Raw genomic sequence first — 18,924 nt, 5'->3', positions numbered from 1 at the left:
GCTCAGGCCTCCGTTTCGCCGGCTTCAACTTGCTCTTCTTCAGCCACTAGCGCTTCCTCGGGCCACGATTCTTCCGACCCGGGCTCGTAATCTTCCCCACCCAGGGCGCGCCTGAGGGCCTCATGAAAACGCATCTGGACAGCCTCCTTGCCGAAACTGGAAGCCTCGAGAAATTGGACAGCCCGATCGGTGCTAAGAACAATATCCTCGTCCCCGGTGCCGATGTCGTGTTCGCTAAGTTCTCCCGCTGGGAGCTTTAGAGGAAGGAGGATCGAAAGCTTGTCCAGCAGGTCTTTTGGATCAGCCGCCTCTTCCACCGCTAGAATTCGACCGACCTGCGAAAGTGCCTGTAGATTCCTTCCCACCGGACGCGGACCCACTATAATCGAGGTTAATGGGCGCTGGGAGCGCATCACGTCGAGAGCGCGGGCTATGCCCTCGATCTGCAGGACCACCTTCTTTTCGCCATTGGCCGCCATGTCGCCGACGATCACGAGATCGGCGGAATGTCCAACTCCCACAAAAGCGCCGGCCACGTCGAAGGCCAGCCCTGCGATCTCCAAGGGCATTTCGAGTCGACGGTATCCCGCCTCCTCCAAGACCGCCGCAACTCTCTCCGCAGGGATTGCCGCCGTCATAGGGCCACCTTGTTTCGAAAACGTTCCAGGAGGTCCTCTACCTCGGTGCCCTCCGCAAGCAGTTCCTCGACGCTGACCTCCCGAACCAGGGCCAGACCGGTTCGGCCCGGCGGCCGTCGAGGCGATCGATGCATCGGAACAGGATTGGACTGGCTGTGTACGACGACGGCGTCGTCATTGTCCGCCAGCAGTCCGTTAGTGGTCAAGCGAATGGCTGCACGATGATCGCCTGCGAAAAAAATCTTCGCGGCGCCACTGCGTCCCACCAAGCCAAAGGCACCAGGATCCGGCGCAGAGGTATTCGGTCCGACGGCCCAGAGTCCTCTGTCTAAGCCGAGACCCACGAGGCTCAACGCGACGGCGAACTCAGCAATCCCTCCCGCCGCGAGGTTGGGATTCGCGGTCATGAGCTCCAATGGCTCAGCGGACACCGGACTATACAAACCGCTTGCGGCGTTTGGAAGCGCTCCCTCTCTAAGCATTGTCATGGTCCGACCTATTTTAGTGATCAGGCTCATTACGTCGTCCGCACTCGAAGTTACGTTAGCAGCCACAAGGTTGCGGCCGTTCCCAAGCCCTTCTGCCAGCTTCGCCCTATCGACCTCCTGAATCGCCGGAAATCCTTCACGCACGAGGTGTCTCAGCTTTTCCGTCAAGACGAATAGGAGTAGTGCCAGTAATAGCGGCTTGGCGAAGGCTTGGACGAGCGCATCGGTCCTGATCGATGCACGAGTCCCGGCATTGAATTCCTGGTGATAGACATTCTGCAAAAGGCTTTCCTGATCGCCCCCAACAGCGTTTTCAGCAAAGGCATACGCTGGCGGATGTGTTGGGTAGTGCCAGGGCATCTGAACCTGAGCACTCGCGAAGAGGCTCTGGATGTTCGAGTCCTGCGCGGAAAGACCGAGCATCAGGGTCGGCTTCGTGACGATCAAGTTGATTAGAACGCTTGCCATCACAGGGTTGCTTGCAACCCAACCATTGATCTGGTTCTGCCTCGCGACAAGCAGCGGTCGAAACTGTGCCGGATCCTCCAATGCGGATCTGGCGCATCCGTGAAACTTGTAAAGATTGGTGCGCCTGCGTCCCGCCCTTGTATCGCCGGGGGCGATCGCTACGCGCTGAATTGGCCTTCCGCCCGCTAGGATTTCGATAGCTTTTTCGACAAGCGAATCCCAATTCGCCGAAGGCATCTCTGAGGCGGCTCCCTCCATCGCTAGGGCAGCCAGGCAAAGGTGCTCCGCGTCGGGCAAGATTGCCGGATCGGAGTAGACGGCGGCAGCATTCAGGACGTCCCAGAGAAGGTAGTCTGCCTCCTCGCCATCGACGGTGACACCGAGCATGCGCGCGTAGTTGTTGACCAGGCGGCCAGCAAGCGCTTCGAAGACGGCCCAGCTTTCCGGACTGGTCGAGTAGTCGATCGAGTTGCATTCGTCGGCGCTCGGGCCTGCGTGACCGATTACCGAGTCGAGCGCTGCGCGAAACCGACAGTGCGGATTGCTCTGCTCGATCTGCCCCTGAAGCGAAATAAGGATTCGCTTCGCCAGGCTCTTGAGATCCGGCATTCGTTCTCGCGAGATGCCAGATCCCAACCAGAAGACGTAGCGATCGTTGGCGACGCCCTCGGCCAATTCCCTCTTCGGTCCGTCGAGCATAGCGAGGGTCTGGGAAATCGTTATTGTCGCCGCAGGAGGGAGTGCCATTCAGCCTCAAAACAATCGGAAGGTGCAGTAGACGAATTCTTTTACTCGGCAAAATCAGTCTGGTCCATGGTCGTCTGAGACTATTTGCGCCACTGCTTTGCTGAACTATGTTACGATCGATCTCCTTGTGGAGGAGCGGCGCGACCCCATCGCTTGCAGAACGACGTGTGCCATGATTATCTTCAACTCTGTCCCCGTTTCATGCCGTCACGATGCAAACGAATTTCCTCCGAGAAGCACTCTACGAAATCGTCTGGACAACGCCGGTCAAAACCGTGGCGGCCGAACATAATATCTCTGACGTGGCCTTCGCTAAGACCTGCAAGCAACACCAAATCCCGCTCCCGCCACGCGGCCACTGGGCAAAGCTAGAAGCGGGGAAAAAGGTGCGTCGTCAGCCGCTTCCGGAAAGAGCACTCGGAATGCCCCGCGAGGTCTCGTTTGGCGCTAGCAGGTGGGACTATTATGGTTCGGCTCCCAAAAATCTCATGGAATTGGAATTGATACCACCGCGCCCCTTCGATGAGGCGCTGTCGGCCGTCCGGGATAAGGTTACCAAGCGGGTGAAGAGGATCTCTGTGCCGCGAGACCTCTCGAGAGCGCACCCTGTCGTTAGAAAGCTCCTTGAGGCAGATGCTCCGCGGCGGGCGAAATACTGGGCGGCAACGTACAAGTCGCTTTACGACGCTCCCTACTTCGATTCTCCCTTCGAGCAACGCCGCCTTCGCGCGCTAAATTCGCTGTTCCTTTGCCTCGAGCAAAATGATGCTCGCGTCACATCATCGGGTAAAAATCCTCATGAGTTCTATGCAAGGGTTGGATTGACCGATGTCGTGATTTCAATTGACGATCCGAAGGTCGAACGCACCAGTTGGCATGCGACCTCAGACATCGCAAAGTCTGCGTCGGGCATGCTCGCCGTAATGATCAACAGGGGTTCCCTAACCGAAGAATTTCAAAGTACCTGGCAGGACAAGCCAAACGACAAAATCGAGTCCCACTTGACCAAGATTGCGGTCAATGTCCTGGTCGCCGGAGAGAGTGCATGCCGGGGTAAGGAACTTGCCCACTATGAATGGCTCGTGCGCCGCAAGGCGGACCTTATTGAGCGAAGCAGGATAGAGCGGGAGAAAGCAGAGCAAGCCGAACGCGCACGCCGCGTGAAAGAAGAACAGAGTCGCGTTGACCGGTTGCTATCAGAGGCAAAGGCGCTTCGCGAAGCACAGGAAATCCGCGCGTATGTCGCCTCGGTAAAGGCACTAAACGAAACCTCTCACGAGCCTATTCTGGAAACAGATATCGCGAGTTGGGCTTCTTGGGCTCTGGAACAGGCGGACCGGATTGATCCCATACGCTCCCGTCGCTTCCTTTCTGATCAAGCTTGATGTACGCGTATTCGAGCCAGGACCGATGAAGGTCCGGGGGCCGATAACGCCGGCCGACCTCCCGCAGCTACGCAACGGTCGGGGCAAATGGTTGGCGCCGAAGCGTCCTGCACGCTTCCGCGCGGGGTTCGATTTCCCATTGACCATTGCAAGGCATGCACGCGACGATGCAATCCGGGGCCGTAGCCATTCGCTGTTCACGTCGCGGCTTCGCTCCTGTCGCCGGTCTGGATTCAGAATAGCCTCCCTTGCGACTACATCACCTTACGGGACTCAGGGGACTTCGCGGGACGTCCACCGTGTGTTATGTTCCATTTCGAATGGAGGGACGGCCCATGCGGACGACGAGCCCACCGCTGAGTCGTAGGCTCGGAATTGCCGCTGCCGCCATTTACCTGTCTGTTTTCGCGGTCGGCAGTTCGCCCGCCATGTCCGAGCCGAAACTCGTCGCAACTCTTCCCAAGACCGACCCTGTTCGGCAGGTCGTGAGATCGATGGGCTTTGTGCTAGAGATCAATCAGCGCGTTCACTGCCCCGCCTTGCTTTTGTCCCAGTCGGTCGCGCTTCAAGGCCAATGTCGTCACCTCAATGGCTTTCCTGACGAATATGTCCTTCAAATGTCCGGTATCGAGCACGTGTCGCACAGGGGGTCAAAATACTCCATGGGACAAAGGCCCGCAGAACGCCCTACCGAGTGGATGCAGAAATGGACCGTTTACAACGTCAAGGACGACCCTTCCCGTTACTTTGGTACGGCAAGACTCTCTATAGCCCGGCCTAAAATAGGCGACGAACTGGTCGCCATCGGATGGCGCGCGCGCACCACGGACAAAGATTCCGTGGTGGACATTACCTATCGCTCCGATTGCAAGGTTACAGACCATAAAACTGAAGATCCCGGGCACTTTGCTTACGTCTGCGGGGAACCTGGCCAAATTGGAGGGGAATTCCTGCTCCTTAAATCGGATGCTTCCCTTGTCGGCATCGGCCAGATCAACAATGTATATGCGCCGAACTTGGTTGCACTCCCAATTTCCGAGTTACGAAAACGTAGCAAGTTGGTGGCGTCCATACCGGTCAAGCGCACCACGGCCGAGGCGGACGCCGCCGCCATTAGAGGTCTAACGTGCGCATCGGCTTCTGCCTTCGCCTCTGATCCTGGTCGTATGTCGGAGTTGTCATGGGATGTCCACGACAAGATCACTGTCTTCGTTCATGCCTGTGCTGCGCAAGTCTCCATGAACAAGTGGAGGGCCCCTGTTGACCGCGAGATCGTAGTGATCCGACCTGATGGGGTAGGAGTTGACGGCGCGACGACATATGCCCTGCAGCGAGTTAAAAGGGATGATCGCCCCAAGATAATCAACGCGTGTTGGACGGCCGGCTCTCAGTCGAAGAAGGACCTCTTATCGACCATCAGGCCGATGAAGGGGCAGGACGCTGGTGGGGTCGACTGGAGTGAAATGATCGGTTGCGCAGGAATCTCGAGCGGATTTGCGACCAACACACCATTCATGCTTACAGATTCGCTGACCTCCGATGAGATCGCCGACGTCAGGAAATTTTTCGACGGTCTTTCTCAACCGGACCTAGGAAGATCTGTCGTTGCGGCATGGGAGGATGTCCAGGAGGTCGTGGATCTAAACCCCGAGGGGCCAAAGGGACCTGCGCCCGACGAGACCGTTCAGGTCGGGACAATCCAGGAGAGATGCCTATTCTCATGGGACGACTCGATCCAACCTCACTCAACCGAAGTTATAATCAGGTGGGACTATCAGCGCGTGACGCAGCGGATGAAGAAGCTGCGGCACTGCGTGAAACTCACGGTAGTTGGTCCCCTTAATGTGGAAGGTATAGCCAAGGAGTTCGTGTCGGAATGTATCAACAGGGCCCTCAATGACGACAAGGCGCTTCACATTCTTAAGGGACTTATCGCGATTGTGATCGACATCGGGAGCGCCGGGGCAACAGGGGGAAGCGCCACAGCCGCTGCGGCTACGGACTATGCCCTCGCCGTACAGGACCGCGCGCTCCGCTGCCTCATGAATGAAAAGCAAATCGGGGAGTTTCTTGCCAGCCGCGCCGGAGCCAAGATTAGCGCTTCCGTTAAAAACGACAGCCATTGGATCTTCTGGGACATGTAGTCGCTTAGATCGGGCGGTTAACGGTTAAGAATCGCCCCCAACTTTGCTCCCACTTGAGCCCGGTTTCGCTGAGAATTGTGGTGACAACCGCAGCGCCTTTTTGGGAGGTGAGCGATGGAGATGGGTTCAGCGACCTATTGAAACAGCCCCCGAATGATCGTGATCTCGCACGCCACTCTCCAAATCTGGGCTCCCGCAGTCCGGCAGGTGCGGCTGCCCCGAGCGTCAATCGTGCAGTGCCTTCCTCAGCGCGTCCGGCGCATCCGCGTAGAAGAGAACCTGGATTTTCGTCGCAACCTCATCTGACAGGTCAATGAGCGGCCGTCGACAAGATACAGGCATCATGACCGTTGTCGCACCCTTTTCGAGCGCAAGTTCCACGACATCGATCGGATTGTGAATTGGATCAACAGAGCCCCCTAGATTGATTCCCCCAACAATGATCAGTCCCCCTTTCAGCGGTTTTCCGAGCAGTGCCGAACACAATGAAATCAGTACTCCAACGCCCGTTTGGGAACCGTTCTTGGCCGCATCGAAGGAGCGAATCTGGACTGCAAATTCGTGTGCGCGGGGATTTCTATCGCCGACCAACTCCATCGCCCGTGAATAAAGGTTCTGCTCAGCGATTTTCACGCTCTCTCGGAAGGGAGCAGGCGGTGATTGATTGAGGATACGCACCCCGCCGCCTGAGCTTTCGGTCACCTCGATGCGGAATAATCCAATACCTTCATCCTGACCACCTGGACTGATCGCCCAGACCTGCCCCGCAGGGAGAGGATCGGACCCAATGCTGTCCTCGCTTCGAAGTTCGGGCGTAGCGACGAACTTCTCTACGCCATCCATACCGATCATGTAGCTGAACTGCGTGTTGCGGAACTCCGCAGAACCGATCCGCTTCTGCTGCTCCTTTACCCTGCGTCGCACCTCCAGCGCCAAGCGAACTGCCCATTCAAGGTCCTCATCCGAAACCTTCATTGATGGATCTGGATAGAGCAGCTTCAGCAGACCGGACACCGTCTTGTTAACAGCATTCTGGTCTCGTCCGGAAAGTGCCCCACCGAAATGCACGCGTCCGGGAAGAACGTTTACGCGTGTCTGCGCTCGGAGCCTTGAGAAGCATTCCGCCAACACGTCGCTGACCATGCCGAACCTGCTGGTGAACAAGTCCTTGTTAATCTTCGGAATGTCCCATCCTGGTAGGTAGCAGTGGATGCGATCCATGAACGCGGTATCATTGCGCATCTCGGGCGGCATCGGCCCGAATAGGTGCCCGACGCGCTGTTGATGCTGCACATCGATGTCGAAATTGCCCACCATGACGATGCTGCCCTCTGCGCGAATGCTTTCGCGGCCACGCGAGAACTCGCCGGACTCCATGTAGCCCTTCATGATATTTACGCCGTCCTTCTGGTCGAAGGAGATGCCGGACACCTCATCGAAACAGACAACGTCGTATTGGCACACCAAGCCGCGTTGCCCGTTTGACATGTTCACAAACATCCGCGCGACAGTTGCCTTGCCACCCGAAACAAGGTGCGCGTAGGGCGAAACCTGCTGGAATAGGTGACTCTTTCCCGTACCTCGAGGCCCCAGCTCGACCATGTTGTAGTTGCTCTCCACGAAGGGCACCATGCGCAACAGCATACCGTCTTGCGCCCTCGGCGAGAGCGTGTCCGGCTCGAGGCCAACGCTCCGGAGAAGGAAATCTCTCCACTCCTTCGTGGAGAGCTGCGCGCGCCCTTGTGCGATCTTTTCAAGGATGTCACGGCTGGAGAGCTGGATTTCACGCAGGCTCATGACCTGGAAAGGGCGGCCGCCCTTCTCCTGCGCGATGCTCGCATCATAGCCCAGTTCGACCTCGGCGTAGAACCCACCCGTCAACATGCGCTCGTGGGCCTGCACCAGCTTGTCGTCGATACGAACATCGGTCAGCCGCAGGCTGGGCAAAGTGGCGAGATAGCTGTCCGTCTTTGCGTCGAGGCGGGCGGTAACGATGTCGATGATGCGGACAGAACCACGCTCTCGTGCCCGGGCCTTGAACAGCTCCTCCTCGCCCGCACGGACGGTGCGGTCGGAGAGCTGCGATTGCACCATCTCCAGCCCTTCCTCGATCTCCTGCGGGTCGGTGCTGGCCGCGTAACGTCCCAGCATGAATTCCACGACGTAGGTCGGGACCGGGAACTGGCCGCGAAAACGCCGCACCAGGTCCTTTCGCACGATGTGGCCCGGGAAGGCTTCAGCGGCCTTTCGGTCGAGTGCGTCTAGCTCCAGCATCATTCTCCCCCGACCTTCAAGACACGATGCGCCAGGATGCGACCATCATCATCCACCAACACCAGGCAGGCCGTCTGACCCTCATTGTCGTCACCGACTAGGAAAGATGTCTTGCCCTTGTCGTCCAGCACGCGGCCACCCTTGATCAGGCTCGGGCCGCTCGTCTCCGATCCCAAGCGAAGATCAACGTGGAGATCAGTTGCACCAGGCACCTCGACCCGAAGCCTCAACCCCTCCCAGCGCGCCTTCACGTCGGCAACATCTCTTTTCTGAACCCCACTCGCCGTGACGTCCAGAACGGGCAGTATGCATTCCTGTGGGCTCACGCCGCCATGAGCATATTCCTGTCCGGCAAAGAATGAGTGCGCTCCTGTCGCGGTGGCCACGAACACCTCGTGGTTCCATGTCCACGGAATCTGAAGATAGCTGGTTTGGGCGTTCGCCTTCACCATCGCACACCGGGTTCGCTTGCCCTGCGGCTCAGCGAGACCGGTCTCAAGGGCGGCTTTCGGAAGTCCGCCCGGCATCAAAAGCCATCCGTGGTCCGTGACGATCCGGACACTCCTTTCGGATCGCACCAACTGCAGCACGCAATCAGACACATCGCGAATCCCTGCCGCAAGCTGACCAGCCAGCCTCGCACCGAGCGCATGGCCGTCTTCATCGAACCGTCCGGCTTCTGTCCAAAGCCTTGAATCGGCGAGGAGGGAATTCCCCGTCTCCCAACCTTGTTCCTCCAGGAGCTTATATAGCACTGGCTTGGTGGCCAGCTTGCCGTCCGAGTTGACGGGCAGCACGTCGGATGTTGTCGAGGGTCCATAGAGCAGGGAAGCAACTGGTGAAACGAGAGCCTTGCAGGTCGCGGTCACCGTCGGGAAACCCGACCACTGCCAGGACAATGCGACGTTCAATCCTTCGGAACCGAGCAGGCGAGCCAACTCCTGCGCCAGATCCATGCGCAAGCCATCGACGAACAGGATCGTCGTCGTCGTTGACTTCGTTGCTTCTGGCTTTGCCAGCTTCACGCCGCCCTTCCGGATCAGTTCCTGAAGCGCGTTGGCGCCTTCCTCGAGCCAAGGCAGATAGATCGCTCGCAGGGCCACGGACACGACGTTGCGATCGACGTCACGGGGTGCCGCGGCCAACGCCTGCATGGCGGCTGAATCCACGCCCGCGCCACTATCGACATAGGATTCCGCCAAGGCGTCCCCGTCATGTGCCGGGAGCGCCTTCGCCTTCGCCACCTCGGCCAGGAAGGACAGAGCCTGAGCCAAGGGCGCTTCCCCGCGCTTCGCCCAGACCGTCTCCCTGCGCCAAGCATGCTGGCCCTCCAGTTCCAGGATTCGCAACCGGGCATCCGGTGCCGACAGGCTCTCCAGCTTCGACAGGCTGTCCCTAAGTTCGTTTTCACCCTTCAGGTTCTGTTTAGGATAAGCCTCATGGTTCTCGAAAAGCGTCGCAGGCTCCTCCGCCCCGAGCAGTCCGACGACACGGCCGTAACCTGTTACGGCAGCGAAACGTGACCAGACCTCCGCCCACTTCCCCTCGCGCTGCGCCAGGCGCTTGGCCGCATCCTGGGTCGAGAGCTTTCGAGGATCGAATTTGAGCTGCTTCTCGGCGATGCTAGCGAAGGCAGTGAAGCGGGCTGGGTCTGCGGTCGCGTCGAACGCCCCGTCCATCCAGTCCAGCATATCGGCTGCGAGATCCGGAGCCAGCAAAGCGTTCAGCGCATCGGCATCCCACCGCTTTCCCTTCAGTTCCTCAATCGGCTTCGTGCAGAAGCGCAGAGCGGCATGGGAAAGCGCCATCCGGGTGGAGGCATCGTCAGCAATGTTGAGCCTTAGTGGCCCTCGGTCCGAGGTTAGGAAAGCCTTCAGTGTCCAGTCCTTACCGTTGACATGCCCAAACAGATTTCCTGCCACGGTGAACCAGACCAGGGGCTGCAACAACGTCGGGCAATCCTCGGCGCCTTTCAAGACCTCCCGCCCTACGCCGGGGAGATAGAGAATTGGGGTTGCATCGTCAGGGAATGGAACCGACGGAAGAGCCCTTGCGGTCACAGCCCGCAGCCAGACTGCAGGTCCGGTACTCGTGGCCGGGTCGTGATCGCCATAGGTCAGGAGTTCCGGCAGGCGCTCGCGCAAGGTGGGGATGAGCGTCGAGAACTCCCCGTTCGGATCGCACCAAACGATCGCCTCCGGCGCCGCTTCCGCGCCTGGGTTATAGCTCACCGCGTCGTGCAGCGCAGCGACCAATGCGTCGAGAGGTGTTGTCACTTTGCCGCCACCATCTCCGGATTACCCTCCCGTGCGACGCGCTTCTCCTCCAGCGTCGTATGATGGTCGTTGATACGCTCGCCCTTGAAGACCGGATACCAAGGAGCCGACGGTACATCGTTGCCCCGGTCCTTGGTCCATTTGATACCCTTTGGTTGCTCGCGCAGGATTCCCACCTCCATGAAAGGCCGGATGTTCATGCGAACTCCATCATTGAGGTCTGGGCTCCATCCGAGCGGCTGCTCGGCCAACGGCTTCCAGCGCACGAAGATGTCGTAAGGCGCTTCGCCCTCCAACACCTTCTCCAGCATTTGTTGAAGCTCGCGACCTTTTTCGTAACGCAGGTCGTTGTTCTCATCCTTGGCGCGACGCAGCCAATCGCCGAGCATGGTGTAGGTCAGCTTACGCAGGTTGGCTTGAGTAAAGCGGTGATAGTGCACGAATACCGAGAACCCCTCTTTCAAGCCATCCCAGATATGCCAGAGGAAGGGACGTTGGTTAAAAAGCACGCAATGCTGACGGAAGGCGCGGTCGCGCAACCAAGCCTCGAGTGATCCATCCTTTGCCTGCTTCTTGTCCAAAGCCTCGTCAGCTTCCGCGACCAGTCGCCTCTCTAACGCATCGGACCATTCCGCGCCGAAGGCTGTAGAAAGAAAGGCGCGAAGGCGATCGGCAAGCGGCTTTTCGCCTGCCACACTCTCGACTGCCAATAGGCCGTCTTGGTCCCCGTCAGGAAGTGCCGCCACCTTAGATATCCGATCGCGAGCTTCCGCTGAGAGAGGCATTTCATTGTCAGTTTCAGCGGGCCAGCGATAGCCGCATAGTCTAGCCAGGGCGACATGCAGCGCCTTTCCTTCACTTGCTTTCGCTGGATGACCATGGAAAAGCCACTGGTTTGGATCGTCGGAATATGGTTCGACAAGCCTGTCGTGGTATTCCTCTGTGGCAATTTGACCCCACCGGGCTAAGTCGAAAGGAACTTTGCCGAAGGTTGCATTGGTAACATTCAATTTCTTGTCAATCTTGCGCACTTCCGCTGCAAATTCAGGCGACCGACAAAAGGCAACAATGGCCGACAGATTTTTCTGCTCATAGGGGACAATCACAGCAACATTCGAATCGTACTTATTTCCGTGGTATGCATTTACGGCCAGTCCAGCCATCTGATCGACAGCAATACCCTTTTTGCCCCAGACCTGATTTCCGCGCTCGTCAGAGTTATGCAGGCGCTCGCGGCGTATTTCGCGCGATTCACGCAAGTGTCCACGTTCACTGTCGTAAAAAATCGCTGTCGAGTATCCGCCGGAAAATGCACTCCCGTCAGTGGTTGATTGCAAATAGGTCCAATCTCTCCCTGGCAGCACCTCCCACACGTTTCGGACAAACCGAGGAGTGTCGCCGTTCATGATGCCTGCAAGACACCAAGCTGCCGAGGAGAGACGAGTTTTAGCCTCTAGGGATGAGAACGAAACCACGTGGTCCGGCGCTTTCAGATGCTGAGCCTGGTGGGTAAGAAGCATGGTTGAGCTATTAAGCGCCTCTTCCTTGAACGAAGGGGTCGTAGGCGCGCTAGCGTCCAGCAACAGCGTCTGAGTGGCCTTGTCCGGTGCATACCTATTCGAAATGGTCAGCGTAACATTGACCTTTTGGCCTGTAATCTCCTGAAAGGCCCCAGAACCCAGGTGGGCCACAAGTGCCAATGTCTCTTCGCTAAGCAGCTCAGCACGGAAACGTTTATAGGACGTAAGAGATAACCAGTGCTGGAGCGACACGGCACCAACCGTACCACCCACATCCAACAAACGAAGTGCCCGCCTCCAGACGGTATAACCGAGATCGCCTCGAGTAGTTTCGTGATGTCGCGCCACCCAACTAGCCAACTCTGCTGACATCTCTCTCCAACCGAGAAATGGCACGTTTGTCGCCACAAGCGCATAGCGTCTGGTTAGAATCTCCGCCGCATCTGCCATGCCTCGAGCTGCAACTGCTCCTTCAGCAAGTTGAGGTTCTGCGGCACGCGTCTTCTCGACCAAGCGGTCGAGCAACGGCGCAATGCGACCCAGGCGCTGTGGACTCATTAGGTCGCCGCCGGTGGGATCAATTAGGCTGCCGAGGAGAGGAGCTTGGATGAACACGTCGTACAGTTTTTCCAAACCATCCTGAAGCTCGGTGTCCCCGTTAGCGAGAGAGAGGAATTCCGCCTTTGGCAGTGGAGGCGGCGCGCCAACCCAGGCGATGTGCGGAAGCGGTAGCGTCTGCCAGCCACCTATCCGCCAAGCGGTCAGCGCCACAGCAAAGGCGGCGATCTGCACGCATCTCCCGTCCAGCTCCAGTCCAAACAGATTATCACGAAGGACTTGTGCGATCGCTTCCGCGTCAGCAAGATCTTCCTCTTCTGCCCGAAATGCAGTGAGAATTGTTAGCATTTCAGTAAGAAAATGCCCTGACCCGCAACATGGATCTAATACCCGTAGGCTTGCTGCGGCTTCTGGCCACTTCAGAAATGCTCCCGCCGCGGGTCGCCAACGCACCTCGTTGCTTTCGCCTTCTTTGACGAAGCGAAGCATATCGAGGGAATAATCCGACGGGCTGCAGGCAACGCGGAGCGCGTCTTCGTCCGCTGCGCTCGTCGCCAGTTCGGGATTTGCTGCTAGAACCTTGGCTGCCCACCAAGCACCTAGCGTGTTGTGCAACAGGAAGCGGACCATATAGGGCTCCGTGAAGAGCTGGGTGACGGCAGAGATCTCGTCCGCGCCAATCTTCACGCCCGCCTTGTTAACCGCTTCCTTCTCTGCTGCACGCCAGAATTGGTAGGTCCAGCCGAGGCTATCCTCTGCCTGGAAAACATCATCATCAAGATTTGTAACTAGCCGATGTAGCGATTGGATCTGAGCTGCGTCCAGCGACACCGAAAGGACGGGATCATCAATCCGGAAAACCGCCGGAAGCATAGACGCGGCATAACGTTCAGCAACTGCCCAGGCGTCAGACGCGCCTTCCTCCTGCGCGATCTCACGGCAATCCTCCAGCGTTACCGGCACGTTGTGCTCGGGATGTCGCAGCAGGCCGCGCTCGGCAAGGAAGCGGGCAAACAGCATGCGATGCCAATGTGCGTAGGCGACGGCTTCCACCAACCGCTTTACCTGCTGCTCGTCGGAATTATGATCAAGCCTGTCACCAAGAGCGCGCGCATGCGCCCGCAGACGACGCCGCAGCTCCTTCTCTTCGTCCGACAGATAGGTTGGTGCCTTGGCCTCCACTATGCCGAGACGGCGGACGGCATCGGAGGCGCCGGCTTCCGCAACGACCCGGGCTTCCTTGATGGTCTTTTCGAGCGCACGCCGTAGCGATGTGGCGAGGTAATGTTGCGTCATATCGTCAAACCTTCGGGATCACGGGGCCTGTGGCGAGGGCATTCTTCAGCGCTTGACGCGCGGATTGAAGCCATGCCTCTAGGTCTTGCTCGCTCTTCAGCAGGCTGCCTGGCAGACTGATGGTCTGCGCTTTTGGTTCGAGGAGGATGGCAGCACTGGCGAGGGCTTCGTCTATCCGCGTCGGAAGCGCCTTTGTTGCGTTTTCCCAGCCGACGAAATTACGCTGGCTGAGGGAGTCCGAAATCGAAGCAGGCGTATCCACTTCGGGTTTCGTCAACGGCAAGATTTTCTCGGCTTCCCGGATCGAGTGCTTCTGTTCCGGAGAGAGCTTGTTCCAGGTCTCGTTGCTCGCCAGCCGGGCTTCGCCAGTGTCCCATGCCTTCTTCCAGGACTCGTATGCTGCGTTGAGACGTTCGCGCAAAGCATCAGCAGCGGCCGAAATGACGGGGGGAATAGGATCTGGATCCGAGAGGAGTTGACGGTTGGCCTTGATCGTATCCAGTTCTTTTTTTTGGGCCTCAGCCCCGAGTTGCACCATGCGCTCCGCGGTGCGGTAGGCGGGCAGGCGCTGACTGATCTTTGCAGTTGCGGCTTTCCACGCTTTCATCTTGTCCCGGAGCATCGCAGCGTCGTTTGAGACCGCGGCCAGGAGATCGTTACCCGAAAGGGATTTGAAGGTGGCCGCGTTCGGCAGGGTATCGGCCGCCGGCGCGGGAGCATCGCCACCAGAAATTTTTGCGGCATTCTCCAGCTTTTCGAGGAGAGCCGAAAGCGCGTAGGCTTCCTGCCCGTTCTCGAAATGCACGCCCGCTTCGGTGAGCAGTCCACGCGCCGCCATCCTATGACCGACAGTTATGACGGTTGTTTCGGCGCGATAGGTGCAGACACCGATCTTCGAGCGCGGCAGGTCCGGCAGTGAAACCTGCTTTCCGTCCTCTCCCGTGACTTTGATCACGCCTGCATTGGCGAGAACCACCAATGCTCCGTCGACGGCATCCTGGGGCCAGCCATATTCTGGCTCGGTGAACTTGGTCCGTAGGTACGATCCCTTCCGCCCAGGGCCAAGCTCGGCAAGAACCGCCTTGCAGACTGGATGCGTTTCGGGCGCGCCCGAATGGTCCACCGACTTCATGGCATCGGGGTCCTTTTTCATTCCCCGATCAAAGACCTTGCTCCAGCCGGCGTGGTCGCCCTCCGCAAATCTCGGATACAGGCGCGCCAGTGCGTTTGAAGCTGCCTCTTTCGCGGCCTCAGCGAGAGCACCGTTGACGACCTTGCCACCCGCCTGCACGACCTTTGCCTGGCGGACCGCCTCGCGGATCAGTTCATTGGCTTGGGACAGCGCCTTGGACGAGCGGGATTGCATCGCCTTCTGCGCTTCCACACCAGCATCTGTGCCGGGCACACCCTTCAATTGCAGAACGCTGTCGGCTGCTCGCCAGGCGGCGATCTCTCGCGTCAGATCCTCTGGCCGATGCCGCGGCAACAGGAGATGGATCGTCGGATCGATGGGAGACGCGCCGGCGATCTCATTTTCGACCGACGACAAATCCTCGTCCCAGCCGATCCGGAGCCTCAGCGGCACGCCGTCCGTTGGAGCTTTATCGCCCATCTCCAGACGATGGATCCTCCGCTGCTGCTTGCTCACGCCATGGGCGACACTGCCCGCGCCAGCGAGCGCGGTGTCGATGGCTCCGCTCAGGAGCTGACGGCGTTTCCCGGAAAGGCCCGCCTGGTCTGCTATGACCGACTTCACCTCGGTCCGGTAGGCGTTCTCCCAATCCGCACTTTCCTTGGTCTGGAGTCGCCACTCCCCTTGCACCTCGATCGCGGCGCCGTCTTCGAACAGTTCCTGAAGGAGTTGGGGAACCTGCTTCCGGAGCTCGGCATCCCCTCCGAGATCGACGATCATCAAGTCGGCTATCGTTTCCGGAGTCGAACGGACACCATGGCGGTCGGCTTCACCAGAGATGCGGCCGAGCATGTAAACCAACATAAGGATCCGCGCCTTGTTCTGGTCCTTCGCGTCACCACCCCTGAGAGTTTCGATCCTATTTCGGGTTTCCCCTGGTAGTAAGCCAGCATTGTATGCCTCGGTCGAGAATCGGCCGTAGAGAAAATCGACCGGAACTGCGTGTCCCAGTGGCTTGCCACCGTAGGACTTTGCCGCATCGAGCGTTGTCCTCAACTGTCCGCGTAGGGTGCCGCCCAATCCTGTACGGTCGAGTTCGCGTAAGATATGCTCCCAGACGCGACGCCGCGAGGGAAGTAGCGGCCAATCGAGGACCGCTTCGTCGTTGTCATTAACCGTGTGCGCGAGCTTGCTGCCGTGTAACTGGCGGCTGATTTCGCCAGCGTGTTTGCCCAGCATGCCCTTAATGTCGGCTTCCGCGCCCGGCTTCTTGCGAAGCACCGTCTTGCGGATGACTGTGTCAATGTCGGCCTCACCAAGGGCGATCTGGACCGGGAAACGGTCGAGGAGCTTCTGCAGGTTCGGCACGTCGCTCAGAGCCTGTTGCCCGGTTCCGACTATGAGCATCCGACCATTGAACCGACTGGACAGCCGCTCGACCAGAGTTTGGATCTTCAGAGTCAGGCTGGGGTCTTGACGGATGAACTGCTGCACCTCGTCGAGAACGATCAAGGTTAGCGGCAATTCATTGCGGCCGAGAAGCAGCGCCTTGCGGGCCATGTTTTCTAGGAGATCGACCGTTACGGGCGGGGGCTCGGGAAATAGCGCCTGGAGTTTTGATCCCAGCTCCCGTGGGGTCTCAGCCAGCTCCGGTTTCGCTTTCAGAACAGCGGTCCCGAATTTCGGCGACAGGATGAAGTTGCGGATATGGGTGTCGAATCCATCGCCGAGTTCGGCGCGAACGTCATCCAGAATGCCGGTGTCGTCCAGCCAGAATGCCACCTGAGCGGCACGCAGATCGCTGGGCAGGCCGACGGCGCGCAGGATGATGCCGAGGGTTGCTTCGGCCGGATCGTCGGCTCCCGTGCCGAGCGTATCTCCCGCCGCGACGACGCCGCCTGCACGTTGTGCAGCGATGCGTAACTCCTTTAACGGAGCCGCGACTTGGGGCGGTAAGTTGGTTAACCCCTCGGCCGTGGCTCCGTCCGCAAACTTTGGATTTGTCCAGAGAGCAGCGAGCATGCTTGCTAGGTGCGATTTTCCAGACCCATAAAAGCCAGAAATCCAGACCGCGGGAGCGGAGCCCCCTTTGCTGACAGAGCCCAGAAACGCTTCGAGAATCCGAGCCAGCCCTTCCGCATAAGCCCCATCACAGACGAAGGTTTCCAGTTCCCCACGCAACGTGTCCAAGCCCTCGGGCGCTGGTGGAAACTGAATCTTTGCGACACCCTGGTTGGCAAGACGATAGTCGGCCGGATCCTTGTGGAACGTGTCCTTATTAAGCATTAAAATTTCCCCTCATAATGCATGGTCCGGTGGTATCGGAATCGCGTGATAATTCCAGCCGTCCCGTGCATCCAGTAACCGATAGACCCCGGCGGTCTGTTTGCCCGGAAACGCCACCATCATTCGCCCTGGTATTGCATCTGCGATCTTGCCAATCAGTGTTGAGACGCGAACGATTCCGAACAAAGACCCACAACCGTCCAACGCTAAAACATCATTAGACGTGCACCTCCCAAGGGCGCACCTCAATTCGCCAATCAGCGCCCGCTCGGCGTCCGCCAGTAACCCTCGTATTTCCTGCGGATGATCTACAAGCGCCTCGAAGAATTCATGCTTGGCAATCCATCGTCCAAACCATGGAGCTAGATCGACATGATACCACCCTCGACCCGCCTTCATCGTGGTGTGCTCGAACTCGCCGATCCTGCCCGTGAATTTCCGTTGCATCGACTTATCGAACCACAATAGCCAGACGCGTCCTGCGGGGGGGACGTCATCTAGCCAAGGCAATTGAACCTGCCGATCGTAGGCGGCGAGGAGGTCGTCAAACGTGTTCAAGCTCAGGAATCCCTAATGTCGTTGCCAATTGCTGCTTGACTGAAATCTCTATCACGTCACCTGCCGCTCGTACCCGCGCAAACCCATGCGCTTCCGCCGATCGCAACGCATCCATTGCCGTGTCGGGATTCAGGTCAAGGATGCGGAACCATCCAGATGAAAGAATCGCTGGCCCGCTAAAGCCGCTTACGGTTGCGATCAACGCTGCCAGTGCGGCGGCCGCGGCTGAAGGATGAACCTTTCTCCGCTGCTTCTTTTTCCCCTCAAGATGGCCGGTCTGAGTCCAAGTGGACGCGCAATTCTGCGACAGGGATCGAACCATCTTTTCGCTGAAACGCCCTGGATGAAGAGCGTCGAACCTGGCAGCAAAGCTCGGCCACTGAACGGGCATACCCACCGCGGTATCGGCAACGGTTTGCGCAGAATCGCGAAGCAAGGGATCGCGCGACAAGGCAATCAACAACGCCAGCAATTGCCGGCCTTCGCTGTCGTTCTTCGCAAATCTTAGGAAAACTCTCGTCAGAAGAGGAACGGTGGATAGGCCGTATAGAGAGGAAAGATTCCTCAACACCGATTCGCGGCCACTCAACGTCGCCTTTCCTAGAATGTTCTCGTCCAAGACTCTCGAGCGAAAATCAGTCTCTTCCGTCACGCCTGCGCGGAGAAGCTCGCCTATCTCCGCATGCATAAGGGTTTTGGACTGATGAGCCCCACCCCCGATAAGGCGGAAACCAAACGCTGTCAGACGGTCTTCTTTTTTTGTTGGGCCATACCAGGACAGGTCCCTTTTACGCGCTAACAATTCTCTCGTTGGCTCCATTTCGAATTTGTCTTCCGCATTTTGATTTTTGGGAGTCTGCTCCGGGGACTTCCCTCATTTACTTTCCTATAATCAGAGGGCGGCTCGTCAACCAGAATTTCAACTTATCGGCTTGAGAACTCACCTCAGATCCAAATCGGTTGCGCTTGCTTCGCTCTAGGGGCAGCAGCAATCGGCACCGGGTTGCTTGATACCATAACCCTATTGACGCTGAGACATTGTAGAGGCACTTTGCGCTTGGCCTTGACGCACAGGCCGGTGTGCCCACCATGCGAAGCTCATGCAGTGCGCTATCTGTCATCATGACTGACACCGTTCCTCGAACGGGTCCGGT

10 protein-coding genes are annotated in these 18,924 nt (G+C 58.3%); 2 read left to right on the top strand and 8 right to left on the bottom strand.

Going from position 1 to position 18,924, the window contains the following annotated elements:
- Window positions 1–2: 2 nt before the first annotated feature.
- Together GR197_RS11315 and GR197_RS11310 are read right to left on the bottom strand one after the other, a co-directional pair.
- Window positions 3–638 (bottom strand): hypothetical protein, encoded by a 636-nt coding sequence (locus GR197_RS11315; RefSeq protein ID WP_130823541.1) that lies wholly within the window; start codon window positions 636–638, stop codon window positions 3–5.
- Complete coding sequence (locus GR197_RS11310; RefSeq protein ID WP_164009396.1) at window positions 635–2,269, bottom strand: SIR2 family protein; 1,635 nt, start codon at window positions 2,267–2,269, stop codon at window positions 635–637. Before GR197_RS11310 ends, GR197_RS11315 begins: the two co-directional genes overlap by 4 nt.
- A gap of 284 nt (window positions 2,270–2,553) precedes the next feature.
- Between GR197_RS11310 and GR197_RS11305 the strand changes: the two genes are divergently transcribed.
- Together GR197_RS11305 and GR197_RS11300 are read left to right on the top strand one after the other, a co-directional pair.
- Window positions 2,554–3,726: a hypothetical protein gene (locus GR197_RS11305; protein WP_164009394.1), complete on the top strand. Its 1,173-nt coding sequence runs from the start codon at window positions 2,554–2,556 to the stop codon at window positions 3,724–3,726.
- Between the two features lie 335 nt (window positions 3,727–4,061).
- On the top strand, window positions 4,062–5,870 hold the full coding sequence (locus GR197_RS11300; RefSeq protein WP_164009392.1) for a hypothetical protein: 1,809 nt from the start codon (window positions 4,062–4,064) through the stop codon (window positions 5,868–5,870).
- Window positions 5,871–6,095: 225 nt separating this feature from the next.
- On the opposite strand, the gene brxL is transcribed toward GR197_RS11300, so the two are convergent.
- The 6 genes from brxL to GR197_RS11270 are packed head-to-tail and all read right to left on the bottom strand — an operon-like array spanning window position 6,096 to window position 18,590.
- Window positions 6,096–8,144 (bottom strand): protease Lon-related BREX system protein BrxL, encoded by a 2,049-nt coding sequence (brxL, locus tag GR197_RS11295; protein ID WP_246724538.1) that lies wholly within the window; start codon window positions 8,142–8,144, stop codon window positions 6,096–6,098.
- Window positions 8,144–10,420, bottom strand: a complete 2,277-nt coding sequence (gene pglZ / locus GR197_RS11290) for a BREX-1 system phosphatase PglZ type B (protein WP_164009390.1) — start codon at window positions 10,418–10,420, stop codon at window positions 8,144–8,146. Before pglZ ends, brxL begins: the two co-directional genes overlap by 1 nt.
- Window positions 10,417–13,794 carry an SAM-dependent DNA methyltransferase gene (locus GR197_RS11285; protein WP_164009389.1) on the bottom strand — a complete coding sequence of 1,126 codons (3,378 nt, stop codon included), beginning with the start codon at window positions 13,792–13,794 and terminating at the stop codon, window positions 10,417–10,419. Before GR197_RS11285 ends, pglZ begins: the two co-directional genes overlap by 4 nt.
- Window positions 13,795–13,798: 4 nt before the next feature.
- A complete protein-coding gene (gene brxC, locus GR197_RS11280) occupies window positions 13,799–17,212 on the bottom strand; it encodes a BREX system P-loop protein BrxC (RefSeq protein ID WP_164009387.1) in 3,414 nt (1,137 codons plus the stop codon).
- Window positions 17,213–17,224: 12 nt separating this feature from the next.
- Window positions 17,225–17,770, bottom strand: a complete 546-nt coding sequence (locus tag GR197_RS11275; RefSeq protein WP_164009385.1) for a DUF1788 domain-containing protein — start codon at window positions 17,768–17,770, stop codon at window positions 17,225–17,227.
- Window positions 17,757–18,590, bottom strand: a complete 834-nt coding sequence (locus GR197_RS11270; protein ID WP_164009384.1) for a DUF1819 family protein — start codon at window positions 18,588–18,590, stop codon at window positions 17,757–17,759. Before GR197_RS11270 ends, GR197_RS11275 begins: the two co-directional genes overlap by 14 nt.
- Window positions 18,591–18,924 lie beyond the last annotated feature (334 nt).

The sequence above is a fragment of the Rhizobium phaseoli genome, from assembly GCF_010668805.1.
Classification (GTDB): Bacteria; Pseudomonadota; Alphaproteobacteria; order Rhizobiales; family Rhizobiaceae; genus Rhizobium; species Rhizobium phaseoli_A.
Note: the sequence above shows the minus strand (reverse complement) of the source record. Positions and strands in the feature narration are given on the sequence as shown.

Bases quoted from the DNA above. Each gene is read 5' to 3' on its own strand.
- GR197_RS11305 (WP_164009394.1), top strand. From the start codon at position 2,554: ATGCAAACGAATTTCCTCCGAGAAGCACTCTACGAAATCGTCTGGACA.
- GR197_RS11285 (WP_164009389.1), bottom strand. From the start codon at position 13,794: ATGACGCAACATTACCTCGCCACATCGCTACGGCGTGCGCTCGAAAAG.
- GR197_RS11270 (WP_164009384.1), bottom strand. From the start codon at position 18,590: ATGGAGCCAACGAGAGAATTGTTAGCGCGTAAAAGGGACCTGTCCTGG.
- GR197_RS11300 (WP_164009392.1), top strand. From the start codon at position 4,062: ATGCGGACGACGAGCCCACCGCTGAGTCGTAGGCTCGGAATTGCCGCT.
- brxL (WP_246724538.1), bottom strand. From the start codon at position 8,144: ATGCTGGAGCTAGACGCACTCGACCGAAAGGCCGCTGAAGCCTTCCCG.
- GR197_RS11315 (WP_130823541.1), bottom strand. From the start codon at position 638: ATGACGGCGGCAATCCCTGCGGAGAGAGTTGCGGCGGTCTTGGAGGAG.
- brxC (WP_164009387.1), bottom strand. From the start codon at position 17,212: ATGCTTAATAAGGACACGTTCCACAAGGATCCGGCCGACTATCGTCTT.